Origin of the sequence: Blastochloris sulfoviridis (genome assembly GCF_008630065.1) — a bacterium.
Lineage (GTDB): Bacteria > Pseudomonadota > Alphaproteobacteria > Rhizobiales > Xanthobacteraceae > Blastochloris > Blastochloris sulfoviridis.
In genome coordinates this window covers 25648-41207 of record NZ_VWPL01000008.1, presented here as the reverse complement: position 1 = coordinate 41207, position 15560 = coordinate 25648, and the positions used below count along the sequence as shown (strand labels likewise).

14 protein-coding genes are annotated in these 15560 nt (G+C 69.4%); 2 read left to right on the top strand and 12 right to left on the bottom strand.

Translation table 11 applies throughout. From position 1 onward, the window contains the following. Positions 1-192: 192 nt before the first annotated feature. Both F1193_RS06230 and F1193_RS06225 read right to left on the bottom strand, forming a co-directional pair. Positions 193-954, bottom strand: a complete 762-nt coding sequence (locus tag F1193_RS06230) for an SDR family oxidoreductase (RefSeq protein WP_150096818.1) — start codon at positions 952-954, stop codon at positions 193-195. Beyond that, positions 951-1757 carry a glycosyltransferase family 2 protein gene (locus F1193_RS06225; protein ID WP_150096912.1) on the bottom strand — a complete coding sequence of 269 codons (807 nt, stop codon included), beginning with the start codon at positions 1755-1757 and terminating at the stop codon, positions 951-953. Before F1193_RS06225 ends, F1193_RS06230 begins: the two co-directional genes overlap by 4 nt. A gap of 340 nt (positions 1758-2097) precedes the next feature. On the opposite strand from F1193_RS06225, the gene F1193_RS06220 reads away from it, so the two are divergent. Beyond that, complete coding sequence (locus tag F1193_RS06220; RefSeq protein WP_210247308.1) at positions 2098-2712, top strand: outer membrane protein; 615 nt, start codon at positions 2098-2100, stop codon at positions 2710-2712. A 386-nt stretch (positions 2713-3098) separates the two neighbouring features. Here the strand turns inward: F1193_RS06220 and F1193_RS06215 are convergent, their stop codons facing one another. The 3 genes from F1193_RS06215 to F1193_RS06205 all read right to left on the bottom strand — a co-directional run bounded on the left by F1193_RS06215 (position 3099) and on the right by F1193_RS06205 (position 5383). Next, entirely contained in the window at positions 3099-4025 is a 927-nt protein-coding gene (locus tag F1193_RS06215) for a 23S rRNA (adenine(2030)-N(6))-methyltransferase RlmJ (protein WP_150096817.1), read from the bottom strand. Between the two features lie 195 nt (positions 4026-4220). Further along, positions 4221-4877 carry a ribonuclease T2 family protein gene (locus F1193_RS06210; protein ID WP_150096816.1) on the bottom strand — a complete coding sequence of 219 codons (657 nt, stop codon included), beginning with the start codon at positions 4875-4877 and terminating at the stop codon, positions 4221-4223. After that, positions 4874-5383: a hypothetical protein gene (locus F1193_RS06205; protein WP_150096815.1), complete on the bottom strand. Its 510-nt coding sequence runs from the start codon at positions 5381-5383 to the stop codon at positions 4874-4876. The genes F1193_RS06210 and F1193_RS06205 overlap by 4 nt, the downstream gene beginning before the upstream one ends. Before the next feature lie 260 nt (positions 5384-5643). On the opposite strand from F1193_RS06205, the gene F1193_RS06200 reads away from it, so the two are divergent. Further along, positions 5644-6861 (top strand): alanine racemase, encoded by a 1218-nt coding sequence (locus F1193_RS06200; RefSeq protein WP_150096910.1) that lies wholly within the window; start codon positions 5644-5646, stop codon positions 6859-6861. Positions 6862-7138: 277 nt separating this feature from the next. Here the strand turns inward: F1193_RS06200 and F1193_RS06195 are convergent, their stop codons facing one another. The 7 genes from F1193_RS06195 to lptF all read right to left on the bottom strand — a co-directional run bounded on the left by F1193_RS06195 (position 7139) and on the right by lptF (position 15534). Continuing rightward, positions 7139-7555 (bottom strand): hypothetical protein, encoded by a 417-nt coding sequence (locus F1193_RS06195; protein WP_150096814.1) that lies wholly within the window; start codon positions 7553-7555, stop codon positions 7139-7141. A 298-nt stretch (positions 7556-7853) separates the two neighbouring features. Next, the gene (gene rsmA, locus F1193_RS06190; RefSeq protein ID WP_150096813.1) at positions 7854-8708 is read right to left on the bottom strand and encodes a 16S rRNA (adenine(1518)-N(6)/adenine(1519)-N(6))-dimethyltransferase RsmA; all 855 of its coding nucleotides are present in this window, start codon (positions 8706-8708) and stop codon (positions 7854-7856) included. Then, on the bottom strand, positions 8705-9832 hold the full coding sequence (locus F1193_RS06185) for a 4-hydroxythreonine-4-phosphate dehydrogenase PdxA (protein ID WP_150096812.1): 1128 nt from the start codon (positions 9830-9832) through the stop codon (positions 8705-8707). The genes rsmA and F1193_RS06185 overlap by 4 nt, the downstream gene beginning before the upstream one ends. 6 nt (positions 9833-9838) lie before the next feature. Beyond that, positions 9839-10750 (bottom strand): SurA N-terminal domain-containing protein, encoded by a 912-nt coding sequence (locus F1193_RS06180; RefSeq protein WP_170263416.1) that lies wholly within the window; start codon positions 10748-10750, stop codon positions 9839-9841. Between the two features lie 53 nt (positions 10751-10803). Next, positions 10804-13251, bottom strand: coding sequence for an LPS-assembly protein LptD (locus tag F1193_RS06175; protein WP_150096810.1), 2448 nt, complete (start codon positions 13249-13251; stop codon positions 10804-10806). Then, positions 13251-14345 carry an LPS export ABC transporter permease LptG gene (gene lptG / locus F1193_RS06170; RefSeq protein WP_150096809.1) on the bottom strand — a complete coding sequence of 365 codons (1095 nt, stop codon included), beginning with the start codon at positions 14343-14345 and terminating at the stop codon, positions 13251-13253. The genes F1193_RS06175 and lptG overlap by 1 nt, the downstream gene beginning before the upstream one ends. Before the next feature lie 10 nt (positions 14346-14355). Further along, positions 14356-15534 carry an LPS export ABC transporter permease LptF gene (gene lptF / locus F1193_RS06165; RefSeq protein WP_150096808.1) on the bottom strand — a complete coding sequence of 393 codons (1179 nt, stop codon included), beginning with the start codon at positions 15532-15534 and terminating at the stop codon, positions 14356-14358. Positions 15535-15560 lie beyond the last annotated feature (26 nt).

The following is a 15560-nucleotide window of genomic DNA, read 5'->3' as shown; positions in this document are numbered from 1 at the left end:
CCGTTCTCCGCACCACGTCATCCCGGGCGAGGCGGGATGCGGAGCATCCGGCCGAGACCCGGGATCGTCCGCAGGAAGAGACCCTTTCCGGACAACGGTCCCGGATCGCGGGCCTTCGGCCCTTGTCCGGGACGACAGGATAATCGCACACGATCCCGGGTCTTCGCTTCGCTTCGTCCGGGATGACCTTCGTCACTCCGCGATGCCCTCGACGTCGGGCGTGCGCCAGGCGAGGTGCTGGCCGCCATCGACGGCGATCATCTGGCCGGTGACGCTTTGCGCCGCGGTGAGATAGAGCACGGCATTGGCGATCTCGGCCGGCGTGGCGGCGCGGCCGAGCGGCACGGCGGCGGCCTGGCGGGCGAAATCGTCCTCGCTCTGGCGGGGATTGGCGAGCGTTGGCCCCGGCCCCACGGCATTGACGCGGATGCGCGGCGCCAGGGCCTGGGCCATGGTGCGGGTCGCCATCCACAGCGCCGACTTGGCCAGCGTGTAGGAGACGAAGCGCGGCGTCGGCCGCCACACCCGCTGGTCGAGGACATTGATCACGCAGCCGTCGCGGCCTTCGGGAAGCTGGCGGGCGAAGGCTTCGGTGAGGAACACCGGCGCGGTGAGATTGACCGCAAGCTGGCGCTCGAAGCGGGCGCGCTCAAGCGTGCCCATCTCGTCGGGCTCGAACTCGGAGGCCGAATTGACCAGGAGCGTCAGCGGCCCGACGCTGGCCGCCGCCGCCGGCACCAGGGCGGCCACCGCGTCGGGGTCGGCGAGATCGGCGCACACGGCCGCAGCCCGCAGGCCGCGCCGGCTGAGCGCCTCGACCAGCGCCTGCGCTTCCGCCGTCGAGCGGCCGTAATGGATGGCGAGCGCATAGCCCCGCTCGCCCAGGGCCTCGGCGATGGCGCGGCCGATGCGCTTGGCGCCGCCGGTGATCAGCGCCGCGCCGGGGGCGCTCATTGCCCGTCCCGCGCCTGCCGGACCGTCCGGCGTTCCAGAATCATCCGGCGTTCGAGGTGCTTGGCGAGCCGCAGATAGCGGAAGAAGGCGTAGTTGGCGGCGGTCATCACGCCATAGAGGCCGCGCACGAAGTGGCGGCGCCCGACATAGGCCTTGAGGAAGGCGGCGGGAAACTCGGTGAACAGCCGCCAGACCGGGAGCTTGACGCCGCGCCGGTCGAGATCGTCGGCCTGCTGGTCGGTATAGGCGTTGAGCTTGGCGATCTGCTCGCCGAGCGAGCGCACCGAGAAATGGTGGATGCGGCCCTTGAGCCGGCCGACGCGGGCGCCCTCGGCCAGCACCACGCGGTCGTGAACCGGGCTGTCGGAATAGCGCCCGCGGTCGGTGCGGTAGAGCCGCACCGGCGCCAGCGAATAGGCCCAGGGGTGCGGCGCGGTCTCGACCGGGAACACCTCGGCGATGGCGATCTCAAAGGCGTCGCACGGCGGCTCGCCGTCGGCGAACAGCGCCCGCAGCTCGGCGACGAGGTCGGGCGGCATCACCTCGTCGGCGTCGATGTTCAGCACCCAGCGGTGCCGGCACAGGCTCTCGGCGAAGCGCTTCTGCGGGCCGTAGCCGGGCCAGGGATTGTGCACCACCCGGGCGCCGAAGCTCGCGGCGATCTCGATCGTGTCGTCGGTCGAGCCGGAATCGACCAGCACGATATCGTCGGTGAGGCCCTGGACGGCCTGGAGCGTGCGCCCGAGCCGGTCGGCCTCATTGCACGCGATCAGGAAGATCGAGACGGGGATCGCTGCCGGCATCGCCTCACTCACGAAACGTCTCGTCTCGATGCCATGGCGCCCGCCGGCCGGCAAGCGGCTCGGGGGCGTTGCGCAGAATCGGCAGTAACGAAGAATTAATCATGTCGATCAGGTCGGGCATCCAAGGTGTCGTCACGTTACCGCTGCGATCCTGGCCACATTCTGCCATGTTCGCTGCCGAATAAAAGGCATTCTCGTGAATATTTACGTTTCATTTATCACGCTGCCCGGTTTCGCTGGGCGCATTCCGGCGCCCGCGGCACAGGGTGAATCGTTCACTCTATAATTCACGACAGGAGCGGCGGTGTTCGTGACCGCGACGAGACAAGGAGTAAGACCGATGACCAAAATCGCAGGAGCGTTTGCGGCTGTGATGCTCACGGCCATGCCGGCGATGGCGGCGGACATGATCCAGCGTCAGCCCTCGCCCTATTATTCGGCGCCGGCGGCCTATAGCTGGAACGGTTTCTATCTCGGCCTCAATGCCGGTTTCGCCTCGGGCGACCTGTCGAATTCCGGCGGCCTGGAGCCCTCGGGCTTCATCGGCGGCCTCACCGGCGGCGCCAATTGGCAGTGGGGCAATGTGGTGTTCGGCGTGGAGACCGACATCAATTATTCGGGCGTCGACGACGGCCTCTATGGCGACAAATGGGAGCTCGACTGGCTCGGCACGACGCGCATGCGCGTCGGCTACGCCTGGGACCGCTTCCTGCCCTACCTGACCGGCGGCTTCGCCTATGGCAGCGGCACCTACAAATATTGGGGCGGCAAGGACGACGCCAGCCACATCGGCTGGACGCTGGGCGCCGGTGTCGAGGGCGCGATCACCCAGAGCGTCTCGGCCAAGATCGAATATCTCTATGTCGACCTCGGCGACAAGCACTATGGCGAGCTGCCGTGGAAGAACGAGTTCGACGCCAGCCTGCTGCGCGCCGGCGTGAACTACCATTTCTGATCCATATTTACGCCACGTTTACTGGGACAATCATAGAAAGAAACCGATTGCTCCAGACGACTTCGCGGGCGTCCGCCGATCCGGCCGGGCGCCCGAATTTTTTCGGCCCGGCGCAGCTCCTGCCGCAAGACCGGCGGCGGGTGGTGGCCGAGAAGGCCGGGCTCAAGCCGGCGCGGATCGGCGGCCTCGGGCCAAGAGGCCTTGGTCGCGACAATCCCCGTCATCGCCGGGCTTGTCCCGGCGATCCCGATGGTTCCGGGCACCCGCCTGCCGCCCTCGTTTCCGTTACCGTTGCGATGGTGCGATCGAGATCGCCGGGACAAGCCCGGCGATGACGGCGGCGAGGGCGTGCCCCCGTGGCGGGCGAGACGCGGCGGTGCTTGCCGTCACCCGGCACCCTTCTGATCCCGGCCGCGGGCCGGCGCTGTCCCCGGCCCAACGGACCCCGCGGCCTCCGCCGCCAGCCGGTCGAGCCGGAAGCGGCCGCCGCCGTGCCCCGGCGTGCTGCGGCCCAGTTCATCCTGCCCCAGGCGTTCGGCCAGCGCCGGAAGCAGCACCTGGAGGTCGCGTTCCAGCGTCCAGGGCGGGTTGACCACCACCATGCCGCAGCCGTTCAGCGGCCCGTCGGCGCGGATCGGCCCGACACGCAGTTCGGCGCGGAGGATGTCGGGGATGCCGGCACGGGCGAGCTGGCCGCCGAACGCCTCCGCCGCGGCGACGTCCTTCAGCGGATACCACAGCAGATAGGTGCCGGTCGGCCAGCGGGCATGCGCTTTGGCGAGGCCGTGGCGCAGCCGCTCGAACTCGCCTTGTTCCTCGAAGGGCGGATCGACCAGCACCAGGCCGCGCCGCTCCGGCGGCGGCACGAAGGCCGGCAGCGCCAGCCAGCCGTCGAGCTCGGTCACCTTCACCCGCCGGTCGCGCCGGAACAGCGCCGCGAGGGCCGCGGCATCGTCCGGGTGACGCTCGACGAAATGCAGCCGGTCGCCCGGCCGGGCCAGCGCGGCGATGATGGATGGCGAGCCGGGATAGTGCGTGGCCTCGACCGCAGCCAGCGCGGCGCGCAGCGGCGCCAGCACCTCTTCGGCCGCGGCATCGAGCGGCGCGTCGCGCAGCCGGCCGATGCCGCCCCGCCACTCGCCGGTGCGGGTGGCTTCGCTGGCGTCGAGGTCGTAGAGGCCGCGCCCGGCGTGGGTGTCGATGGCGCAGAACGGCGCGGGCTTGCGGCCGAGATGGGCGAGCACCCGCGCCAGCACCGCGTGCTTGAGGATGTCGGCGAAATTGCCGGCGTGGAAGGCGTGGCGGTAGTTCATGCGGTCTGTGAGTTGCTGGCGCTCGGCCGGGACGACGCGGGGAGAGATCGTCGTCCCGGGCAAGCGCGCGTGGCGCGCGCGACCCGGGACCGTTGTCAGAAAGGGGGCCTTTTCTTGATGACGATCCCGGCTCTCGCTGGCGCTCGGCCGGGATGACGAGGCTCGAAACAGGACGATCCCGGGCCGGAAACCATATCACCCCCCGCGCGGGGGCGGCACCTCGATGCGGCCGGTGCGGCAGGCGCGGCGGTCGACCTCCGGGCAGGGGCGGAAGGCGAGGTCGCGCGAGAAGCAGATGCGCACCTCGCGCAGCAGCCCCTCGCGGCAATCGACGGCGATCATGTCGCGCGCAAGGCCGGCATTGTCGCGGACGAAGGCGTTCTCGACCTCGACCGGGGCCATCTGGCGCGGCCGGTCGGGATCGCGGAACTCGGACGGGATCTTGACGCGCTCATGGGCGCGGCGGACGGTGTCGAAGAAGGCGGCCGGCTCCAGGCCGGCGCAGGTGCCGTGCTTGCGCCATTGGTGCAGGATCAGCCCGAAGCTCGGGGTCAGGTCCAGCATCGAGCGCACCAGCCGGTCGTCGAGCCGGGGCGGGCGGGCGACGCAGTTGGCGGGATAGCCGCGCTCAAACTGCGGCCACAGGCCGTGGACGATGAAGCTGTAGGGGCGGTTCGACCGGCACTGCTCGGCCTCGCGCCGCGCCCCCTCCTGGCGGCACCAAGTCGGCGACCAGGACAGCGCCAGCACGTAGAAGTCGAACGTGCCGGGCGTATCGGCGCGGGCCGGGGCGGGGGCGGTGACGAGGCAGGCGGCAAGCGACAGGGCGGCCGCGGTCGCCTTCAACCTCACGGTCGCGCCATCTGGCAGTCCGGGGCGTAGGCCCAGCTCCGGTCGAGGCCCTGCACGCACCACTCGACGCCGGAGCCGATGCCGGCGAACCCGCCGTCCTCGATCAGCGAATAGTAGATCGGGCGCGGCTTGCCGTCGGACATCAGGGCCATGGCCTCGCAATAGCGGCGGGGAATCTTGCCGTAGCCCCACGGCCGGTAGGCGACCTCGCGGATCTTCTCATAGCCCTGGATGCGCAGCGGCGAGGCCCAGAACGAGCGCTCCGTCTCCGCGAAGAAGGCGTTGATGCGCGTGAGGGCCCACGAATCCTCGCACGGGGGAACCCAGCCGTAATAGTGCCGCTCGATCGGCGTGGGGTCGACCGGCGTGCTCTCCATGATCACCGACCGGTCGAGCGAATACGGCGCGGGATTGACGCGGTCCTGCGCGGCCGCCCCCGACACCTGGCCCCAGCACGCCATCGCCGCGGCCAGCGCCACAACCTTCATCCGCCATACGTTGTGCATGGGTGCATTCCCGCTCGCTCTGCCTGAAATGACGATGCAAGTCCCTCCGTCAACGGTCAAGGGGCCGCAAGGCCCCGCAAGGCGCCATCCGGGGCGCCCAGCGCTCCTGGCGGGGTCCGCCATGCGTTTTTCTTGGAAACGCGGTATGGACGCAACAGTCCCGCCCCGCCGCCGTGGCCGAACCGGGGGGCGGGGAGGCGTTCTGTTTGCGCCGGAGAGTGCCGATGCCCGCGCCTTCGCGAATCACCGCCCAGCCGGCGATGCCACGCTTCCCCACCGCCCTTGACGCGGCGATGCGGCTGCGGCCCGACCAGCCGGTCTATTGCTTCCGGCCCGGGGTGCTCGCCGCCGACATCCGCGCCTTCCGCGCGGCCTTCCGCGGCAAGACCGCCTATGCGGTGAAGACCAATGGCGAGCCGATGGTGCTCGCGGTGCTGGCCGCCGAGGGGGTGGACAGCTTCGACGTGGCGAGCCCCGCCGAGTTCGACGCGGTGCGGGCGGCGGCGCCGGGGGCGGAGCTGCTCTACATGCACCCGGTGAAGGCGCAGTCCGACATCAGGCTGGCGCTGGAAAGCTACGGCATCCGCACGCTGGCGCTCGACCATGAGGACGAGGTGGCCAAGATCCTGCGCGTGGTGCGGGCCATGGACATCGACCCCGGTGAGATCACGCTCTATGTGCGGCTCGCCACCAAGAGCGAGGCGGCCTACGAGCTGTCGAAGAAGTTCGGCGCCGCCCCCGGTCACGCCGCCGAGCTCGCCCAGCGCATCGACGGCATCGGCTTCCGGGTCGGGCTCGCCTTCCATGTCGGCAGCCAGGTCGAGGATCCGGACGCCTATGATCAGGCGCTGGCGATCGCCGCCGCCGTACGCCGGCGGGCCGGCGTGCCGATCGCCGGGCTCGACATCGGCGGCGGCTTTCCCGCCCGCTACGGCCGCGAGCCCGGCCGCAAGGCGCCGCTGCCGCCGCCGACCGAGGCGCTGCTCGACGAGATCCAGCGCGAGGTGGTGGAATTCGGCTTCGGCGACGTGCCGCTGATCGCCGAGCCGGGCCGGGTGATCGTCGCCCGCGCGTTCTCGGTGATCGTGCGGGTGCTGCTGAAGAAGGGCCAGCGCGTCTACATCAATGACGGGGTGTGGGGCTCGCTGTCCGATTCATGGACCGGCAAGATCCCGCTGCCCGTCCGGCTGATGCCCGACCCCGCCCGCCGGCGGCGCACCGGCAACCCGGCCAAGATCGAGCCGTTCCGGGTGTGCGGCGCCACCTGCGACTCGGTCGATATCCTGTCGCGGCCGTTCTATTTGCCCGAGAGCGTCGATACCGGCGACTGGATCGAGATCGGCCACATCGGCGCCTATTCGCTGGGCCTGCGCACCCATTTCAACGGCTTCTATCCGGATACCTTCGTCGAGGTGGACGAGGCATTCGACCTGGAGACCGCCGACGGCCTGGCGGAGCCGGCGGTTTCGGCGGGGTGAGAGGGTCGTCGTCCCGGCCAAGCGCCGAAGGCGCGCGAGCCGGGACCGTTTGCCGCCACCCCGTCGTCCCGGACCGAGCGCAGCGAGGAGCCGGGGCCGTTTTCAGGAAGGGGTGTCTTTTTCTGCGGACGATCCCGGGTCTCGCTTCGCTCGCCCGGGATGACGCGGCACGGAAGACGACGAACCCGGCTCGGCGCTTCGCGCCGTCCGGAATGACGACCTCTCATGGAGTGGGCAAGGCGCAATACGCTTGGCGATTGCGCCCGACACGCTTCGCTCAGCCGTCCGATTTGGTCCGGGTGAGCACCATGGCCGCCGGCACCGCCGCCATCCACACCAGCATCGGCGCGAACAGGTCGCCCTTGGCGATGGCGGCGAAGGTGAAGGCGTCGGCCACCTCGCTCGTCGACCGGCCGGCGAACAGCATCAGCACCATCTCGATGCCCAGCGTCAGTACGAACCAGCCGGTGCCGATGACGAACGCATCGCCAAGGTTCGGCCGGGCGCGCAGGGCGAACAGCGCCGCTACCGTGCCGATGAGGATGATGCCCAGAATGCCCGACATCGGCAGGGCCACGTCGCCGAGCCACGGCTCCAGCACCAGCACCCGCAGCGCCCCATTGGCAAAGGCGAGGGCGAACATGCCGAGCCAGACGGCCAGCGCGACGAGATAGAGGCGGATGCGGCGGGACATGCGGGTTATCCAGGCAACTCTTTCAGGTGCAACGCGAATCGGCGCACCGGCGGGCGCCGTCGCCGCGCCTCGGTCCCCTCAGGGCGATCCAACCGGGATCGCGCCTCGGGCCTGCTGCGGCGCAGGCAAAACTACCGTTCCAGGACCGGCCTGGGAAGCCACGGCGGCCGCAGAAGGCGTTACCTTAACTGATGCCGCATCCTGGAGCATCCGCCGATCGAACCAGGCGGATGCTCCAGGTTTTTGAATTGTCGCATTCTCTTTCGCAAAACCGGTTCCCACTTTTGCGGAGAATGCTCTAACCGACACCACCCCTGGGCGTCAGCGCCCGGGCCAAGGCGACGAAGCCCGGAACCGGCACGGTCTCGGCGCGCTGGGTGGGGTCGAGGCCGGCCGCCGCGATCAGCGCGGCGGCATCGCCTCCGAGCGACTTCAACGACTGGCGCAGCATCTTGCGGCGCTGGCCGAAGGCCGCCGCCGTCACTCGCTCCAGCGCCGCGCAGGCGCAGGGCAGGGGGGCCGCGCGCGGGACGAGGTGCACCACCGAGGAGGTGACCTTGGGCGGCGGCACGAAGGCCTGGGCCGGCACGTCGAACAGGATCCTCGCCTCGGTGCGCCAGCCGGCCAGCACGGCGAGCCGGCCATAGGCATCGTCGCCGGGCGCGGCGACGATGCGCTGGGCGACCTCCTTCTGGAACATCAGCGTGAGCGAGGTCCACCAGGGCGGCCAGCGCTCGCCGGTGAGCCAGCCGACCAGCAGCGCGCTGGCGACGTTGTAGGGCAGGTTGGCGACGATCTTCGCCTCGCCCGGGCCGGCGGCGGCGGCGAGGTCGGTGGCGAGCGCGTCGCCGTGGATCACCTCCAGCCGGCCGGGATAGTGGGCTGCGATCTCGGCCAGCGCCGGCAGGCAGCGCGCGTCGCGCTCGACCGCCACCACGCGCCTGGCGCCACAGGCGAGCAGCGCCCGGGTCAGTCCGCCGGGGCCGGGGCCGACCTCGACCACCGTCGCGTCCTCAAGCGGGCCGGCGGCGCGGGCGATCCGGGCGGTGAGGTTGAGGTCGAACAGGAAGTTCTGGCCCAGCGCCTTGGTGGCGCTGAGACCATGGGTGCGCACCACCTCGCGTAATGGCGGCAAGTCGTCGATCTGGCTCATGTGGGCGACGACAGCCGGTGCGCCAGCCTGAGCGCGGCGATGAGGCTCGACGGGCTGGCGCGCCCGGTGCCGGCCAGCTCGAAGGCGGTGCCGTGGTCGGGCGAGGTGCGCACGAACGGCAGCCCCAGCGTGACATTGACGGCGGTGTCGAACGCCAGGGCCTTGGCCGGCGCCAGCACCTGATCGTGATACATGCCCAGCGCGGCATCATAGGTGGCGCGCGCCGCGGCATGGAACAGCGTGTCGGCCGGCAGCGGCCCGCGCACGTCGAGGCCAAGGCCGCGCAGCGCCGCGACCGCCGGTCGGACGATGTCCTCGTCCTCGCGTCCGAGTGTGCCGCCTTCGCCGGCGTGCGGGTTGAGGCCGCACACCGCGAGGCGCGGCCGGGCGATGCCGAAGCGGGCGGCGAGGTCGCGGGCGGTGATCGTCGCGGTCTCGACGATCAGCTCGCGGCTGAGGCGGCGCGGCACCTCGGCGAGCGGGATGTGGATGGTCACCGGCACCACCGCGACCAGCTCGGACCAGATCATCATCACCGGGCGAAGCCGTTTCCGCCGGCCCGGGATGCTGGCGCATCGGGCCGGCGATACTCGCGGATTTTCGTTTTCGAAATCAGAGATTTCCCGAAAATCCGCGATCGGAACCGGCGGCCGGCTGTCGCCGCCGCCGGTGCTGGAACTTCCATCGCCTGCCGCCAGCTCGGCCAGGAACTCGGTGTGGCCGGGGAAGGCGAAGCCGGCCTGATACATCACCGCTTTGGCGATCGGGTTGGTCACCACCGCGGCGGCGCGGCCGGCCCGGACCAGCGCCACCGCGGTCTCGATGGCGGCGATCGCCGCCGGGGCGCTGGACGCATCGGGGCGGCCGGGCTGGGCGGTGGCGGGGTGGCCGGTGGCCAGCACCGGCAGCGCGCGCGGACAGGTTGCGGCGGCGGTCTCGGGCGTTGCCGGCTCGACCGGCACGTCGAGGCCGAGCGTGCGGGCGCGGGCGGCGAGCAGGTCGGGGTCGCCGATCAGCAGAAAGGGGGGAAGATCAAGCGCCTGCCGGGCCGCCCAGGCGGCCAGCGCGATGTCGGGGCCGATGCCGGCCGGCTCGCCGAGCGTGAGCGCGAGCGGCGCGGCCATGAAACGTCAGCGGTATTCGATCAGCGCGGCGCGGCGCAGCTCCGCCATATAGCGCTTGGATTGGGTCTGCAGGCGCTCGCTGACCAGTTCCTGGCGCACCTCTTTCATCACCGCGGTCTGGCCGGCGACCTCGCGGCGGCTGCACACGGCGACCACCTCGACGCCCGCCTCGGTGCGTTCGGGCGGGGTGAGCTTGCCGTCGGGGGTGGCGTTGAGCAGTTCCCGCAAGGCCGGCGTCAGGTCGGCCGAGGCTTTGCGGACCGCGTTGCGCACCACCACCTCCTTGGCGCTGCGGGCGATGGCCAGCCCCTCGTCGCAGCCCTGGAAGCGGGCGCGCAACGCCTCGGCGTCGCGGCGGCGCGCCTCATAGGTGGCGTCGCTGGCGCCGCGCGGCACCACGAACACCACCGTGCGCAGCGTGTACTCGGTGATGCGCTGGGGCGCCTCCTGCTTGCGGGCGCTGAGGGCTGCGGCGACGTCATTGTCGCCGACCTGCGCCACCACCTTGTAGCGGGCGCGCACCAGCCCGCCCCAGGCGATCTCGGCGCGCAGGCGGTCCTTGAAGCTGCGCTCGTTCGAGCCCTGAGCGCTCAGCATCTGGGCGAACTGGGCCGTCGACATCCGCGCCCGGCTGGCGATGTTGCCGAAGGCGGTGTCGACCTCGCTGTCGGAGGGCACGGCGCCGAACTTCTTGGCCTCGCGCAGCTTCAGCCGTTCGTCGATGAGTTCCTCGAGCACCGTCTTGCGGTCCGGGCTGCGGCCCTGGCTCGTCAGGGTCAGCAGGCGGGTGCGGTGGGCGACATCGAGCGCGGTGATCGGCTCGCCATTGACCAGGGCCACCACTTGCGCCTTTGCCGGCGCCACCGGAAGGAGGACCGCCGCCGCCACGAGCGCAAGGCCGGCCAGGACGGTCCGCATGCGAATGCGAATCAAGGACACCATCGCCCCTCTGTTCCACCAGATTGCGGCAGTTACGGGGTCAGCGACCCCACATTGGTCGAGAAGCCGCCTTCGCCGAGCGTGCGCAGGTCGATCTTGAACAGAACCTTGTGCACGTTCTCGGCGTTGCCGCTCTCGGTATAGTCGGTCACGTAGTTGACGCTGAGGCCGAAGCAATCATCCAGGTATTTGATGCCGAAATTGGTGGTGTCGATCTTCTCGTTGATCAGATCGTAGCGCACCGCGGCGCTGACCGACCAGTTGCTGCTGATCTTCAGCCCGGTCGAACCGACCACCGCCTCGCGCCAATCGGTGTAGCCGAGCAGCGGCTGGGGGGCGTAGCGCCCGTAGAGCGCCGCCAGATTGATCCGCTCGTACTTGGCGCCGCCTTGCATCTCGAACCGGCGCACCTCGAAATCCGATTCGGCGAAGCGGTAGTGCGACGACAGGGTGTAGACGCCGTCCGGCTGGTAGGCGAGGCGCGCCACATAGTCCGAGCGCGTGGTGTCGAGGCCGGAGTCGAGGCCGGTATTGGCCATGTCGGCCTGGGCGAACGAGTTCAGGCCGAAGATGTGATAGGACTGGCCGAACAGGGCGTTGACGGTGCCGGCGCCGTTGAGCTGGGCGGTGTACTGGAGGCCGGCATTGACGCGGCCGCCGCCCTCGACCCGGTCATAGCCGGAATACTTGTTGATCTCGAACAGATTGGTGTCGTCGAACACCAAGCTCTGGGCGTCCTCGTTGGGCAGCTTGCCGATCTGGTTCTCGTTCGGGCGGACGACGAGCTGGGCGATCGGCTCCAGCGTGTGCGTGCCCCAGGACTGCACGGCGATGAACGGCCAGCGGTATTCGAGGCCGGCCGCGGCCATGCCGCGCGAGAGCATCTGGTTGTCGCTGCTGACGAACTCGCTGGAGTAGTCGTAGGTGGGCGCATCGCGCCAGGCGGTGTCGCCGCGGATCGTGAGGAACGGCGTCACCACCTGCCCGGTGGTCGGCTCGATCAGCCGCTTCTTCCAGTACATGTCCGCCGACAGGCGCGAATAGGTGCCGGGCGCGCCGCGCATCACGCAGTTGTTGCGGCTGACGTCGGTCGACAGCGCCGAGCAGTCATAGCCGTTGATGCCGTCGAGGTCGGCCTGGGTGCGCGACATGCTGGCGACGTTGACGTTGAACCCGGCCTCGCCGCCCCACACCGGCGGCAGGAAGACGTAGTTGTAGTCGATGATCGGGTGGGTGATCGGCAGCTGCTTCTGCGAGTCGTACTCCGACAGGCCCATGTAGTAGACCGAGCGGGCGTCGAAGAAGCTGCGGTCGCCGATGCCGGTGATGAAGACCTGCGAGCGGATTTCCTTCTGGCCGAAGGCGAACACCGTGTGCTTGTTGAGGTCGTAGTCCTGCAGGAACGTCTTGTCCGACAGCATGGCGGCGTCCCAGCCCCAGCGCCAGCGCTCGTTGAGCCAGAATTCGCCGTGGGACTCGATCATGCCGCGGTCTTCGCGGTAGCCGGGTGTGGTGGAGCCGTCGGTGCGGACGAAGACGCTGAGATCCTCCTGGTGGATGCCGGCGGCGCGGATGGTGTAGGCGCCATTGATCAGGCGCTGGCGCCACTCGCCCTGCATCAGCACGCCCTGCTTGGTCGTGATGGTCGGCGTCAGGGTGACGTCGTAGTCCGGGGCCAGCGCCCAATAGTAGGGGATGCCGGCGGAGAAGCCGAACTTCGTGCTTTGGGCGAACTCCGGGATGAGGAAGCCGGACTTGCGCTTCACCGTCGGGTCGGGATGCGAGAAGTACGGGAACCACGCGATCGGCAGGCCGAACATCTCGATGGTGGCGTTCTCGTAATAGACCATCCGCTCACCCTCCTTGTGGATGATGCGGGCGGCCTTGACCTGCCAGGCGACGGGCTTCTTGGGGTCTTCCTTGCAGGGCTCGCAGGCGGTGTAGACGCCCGAGCGCAACACCGTCACGTCGCCGTCGCGGCGGTCGGCGCTGGCGGCGGCGAAATGGGTGCGGTCGGCGCCTTCCAGCCGCAGCGACTGGACGAAGCCCTCCTTGAAGTCCTGGGTCAGTTCCAGCCGCTCGGCATAGACGACGTCGCCGGACTTGCTCTTCAGGCGGACGTTGCCCTCGCCATACATCTTGTTGGCGCGGCGGTCATAGGTGACGCGGTCGGCCTCGAGCACCGAGCCGTCATTGTAGATCTGGACGTGGCCGACGGCCGAGACGCGGTCGTTCTGGTAGTCGTATTGCAGCTCGTCGGCGGTGACCAGCATCTCCTTGCCGGCCTGCAGGCGCGGCGCCTCCAGCCCGGTGCCGATCGCAGGCCCTCGCGACTGGGCGTGCACCGGCGCGAGCGCGCCGCTTGCGGCGAGCGCAAGCGCACCCGCCGCCGTGCCGAGCAGGAGCGTGCGCACCAGCGCCAGACCGGCTTCGGTGCCGGTTCCTTGAGGGCGATGCGGCGGTCGAGCCCGATCCGTCATCACCCGTCCTCCTGCTGAAGCAGCACCATGAAGCCCAGCAACACTGTCGCTGCAGCCGGACCCCAGGCCGCAGGCACAACACCAATCATTCCCGCCGAAGCGAGATCTTCAGCGAGTTCGGAGCCGACATAAAGCAGAAAGCCGGCGACCACGCCACTCAGAATCATCGGCGCAATTCCGCCGATCCGGAAGAACCGCAGGCTCACCGCGGCGGCGATCATCACCATCGCCAGGAACAGCAGAGGCCGCGCTATAAGGCTCTGATATTGAAGCTGAAAGCGTGCCGGCGACAGACCGGCCTCGCGGGCTGCGACGATGGCGTCCGGCAGATCCCAGAACGACACCGAATCGGCCTTGGAGAGGGAATCGCGCACCTGGTCGGCGGTCAAGGTGGTGGCGAGGCGGTAGGTGTCGAAGCTGCGCGGCTGGGTCGTGGCGGAGAAGATTCGCACGGTTTCGAGAATCCAGGCCCGGTCTTCGAGGCGGGCGGAGGCGGCCTCGATGCGCTCCAGGAGCTGGCCGTTGGCATCCAGCGTCAGCACGACGACGCTGGCGAGGCGGCGCCCGTTCTCGGTGGCCGCCTTGGCATTGAGGATCGCCGGGCCCGATTCGCTCGACTGGCGCAGCCAGATGTCGCCCTCGCCGCCGCCCTGGAAGAACAGCGAGCGGCTGCCGAAAATGTCGGCCTCCAGGGTGTTGGCGTGCTCCTTCAGGGCCGCCGCCACCGGATTGTAGAGGATGGTCGAGAACACCCCCACCGCCAGGCTGCAGGCCACGGCGGGAAACATGAACTGCCACACCGACACGCCGGCGGCGCGGGTGACCACCAGCTCCAGCCGGCGCGACAGGTTGAGATAGCTGCCCATCGCCGCGAACAGGATGGCGAAGGGCAGCATCTGCTCGACCAGCGAGGGCACGCGCGACAGGGTGAGCTGGGCCAGCAGCAGCACGGTGGCCTTGGGCGTGTCGCCGGTGCGCCGCAGCATCTCGACGAAATCGACCACCGCGATCAGCAGCGCCGATCCCAGGAACACCAGGATCAGCGCTTCCATGAAGCGCCGCGCGAAATAGGTGCCCAGGGTGCGGCCGATCACGCGCACCCCCTCAGGCTCTCAAGGGGCGGACGAGCCGCCCGAGGTGGCCGGACACGGCGCTGCCGATCTTGTCGAGGGAGGCCGTGCCGGCGAGTTCGAGACGCCCGGACCCGGCAAGATAGCCCAGCGCGATGGCGGCCAGCGGCAGCAGGTACATCAGCGGCACGAAGGTCGCCGAGCGCACCGTCAGGCCGGTGGCGGCAAAGCCCAGCAGCCGCAGCACGCCGGTGGCGGCGACCGCGGCCACCGCCGCAGCACTGCGCCCCTCGCGGGTCGAGCGGGCCTGTCCGAGAAACGCGAACGCACACATCACAAACGCCAACGGATAGAGCGGGGCCGTCAGCCGCTCGTGAATCTCGGCCCGGAAGCGCCCCGGCTGCATCTGGAAATACGGATCGGCCGGGTCGGGGGACATGAGGTCCGAGAGTGTGCGCTCACGTGGTTTATAATGAATTGCCGCCGGTTCGCCGGAGAACTGGGACAGGTCGAAGGCGTAGCGCTCGAAGAACACGATCGAGGTATCCTGGTCCCTCTTGGTGCGGCGCTGCAGGCTGCCATCCTTCAGGACCAGGAACATGCCGTTGTCGGAATCGATGATCTGGCCGCGTTCGGCCAGATAGATCATCTCCTGGTTCGGATCGCGCCGGTCGGTGACCAGAAGGCCCCGCAGCTCGCCGTTCGGCTGGCGGGCGCGGATGTGGAACGTCAGGTTTTTTTCCACCGAGGTGAAGCGGCCCGGCTGGACGATATTGGCCACCACGTCGGCGCGGATCTTGGTGATCTCATGGCGCAGCAGGCGCATCGACGCCGGGGCGATGTGGATGCTCATCGCCCCCACCACCACGGCCACCGCGCAGGCGAGCAGGACGATCGGCCGCACCACATGCGTCGGCGACATGCCGGCCGAGCTCATCACGATCAGCTCGGAGTCCGAGCCCAGCCGGTTGTAGATGAAGATGACCGCCAGAAACAGCGCGATCGGCGCGATGACCAGGAACAGCAGCGGCAGCGACAGGCCGGTGACGACGAAGAACACGATCACCGTCTGCCCCTTGGAGGTCAGCAGATCGAACTCGCGCAACGCCTGGGTGACCCAGATGACGCCGGTGAGCGTGAGGAGAACCATCACGAACGCCGAACTGGTCATCCGCAGCACGTAGAGTTCGATGCGGTGCAGTCCCAGCCTCAACGCAGTCGCCTTTCGGTCCCGATTGC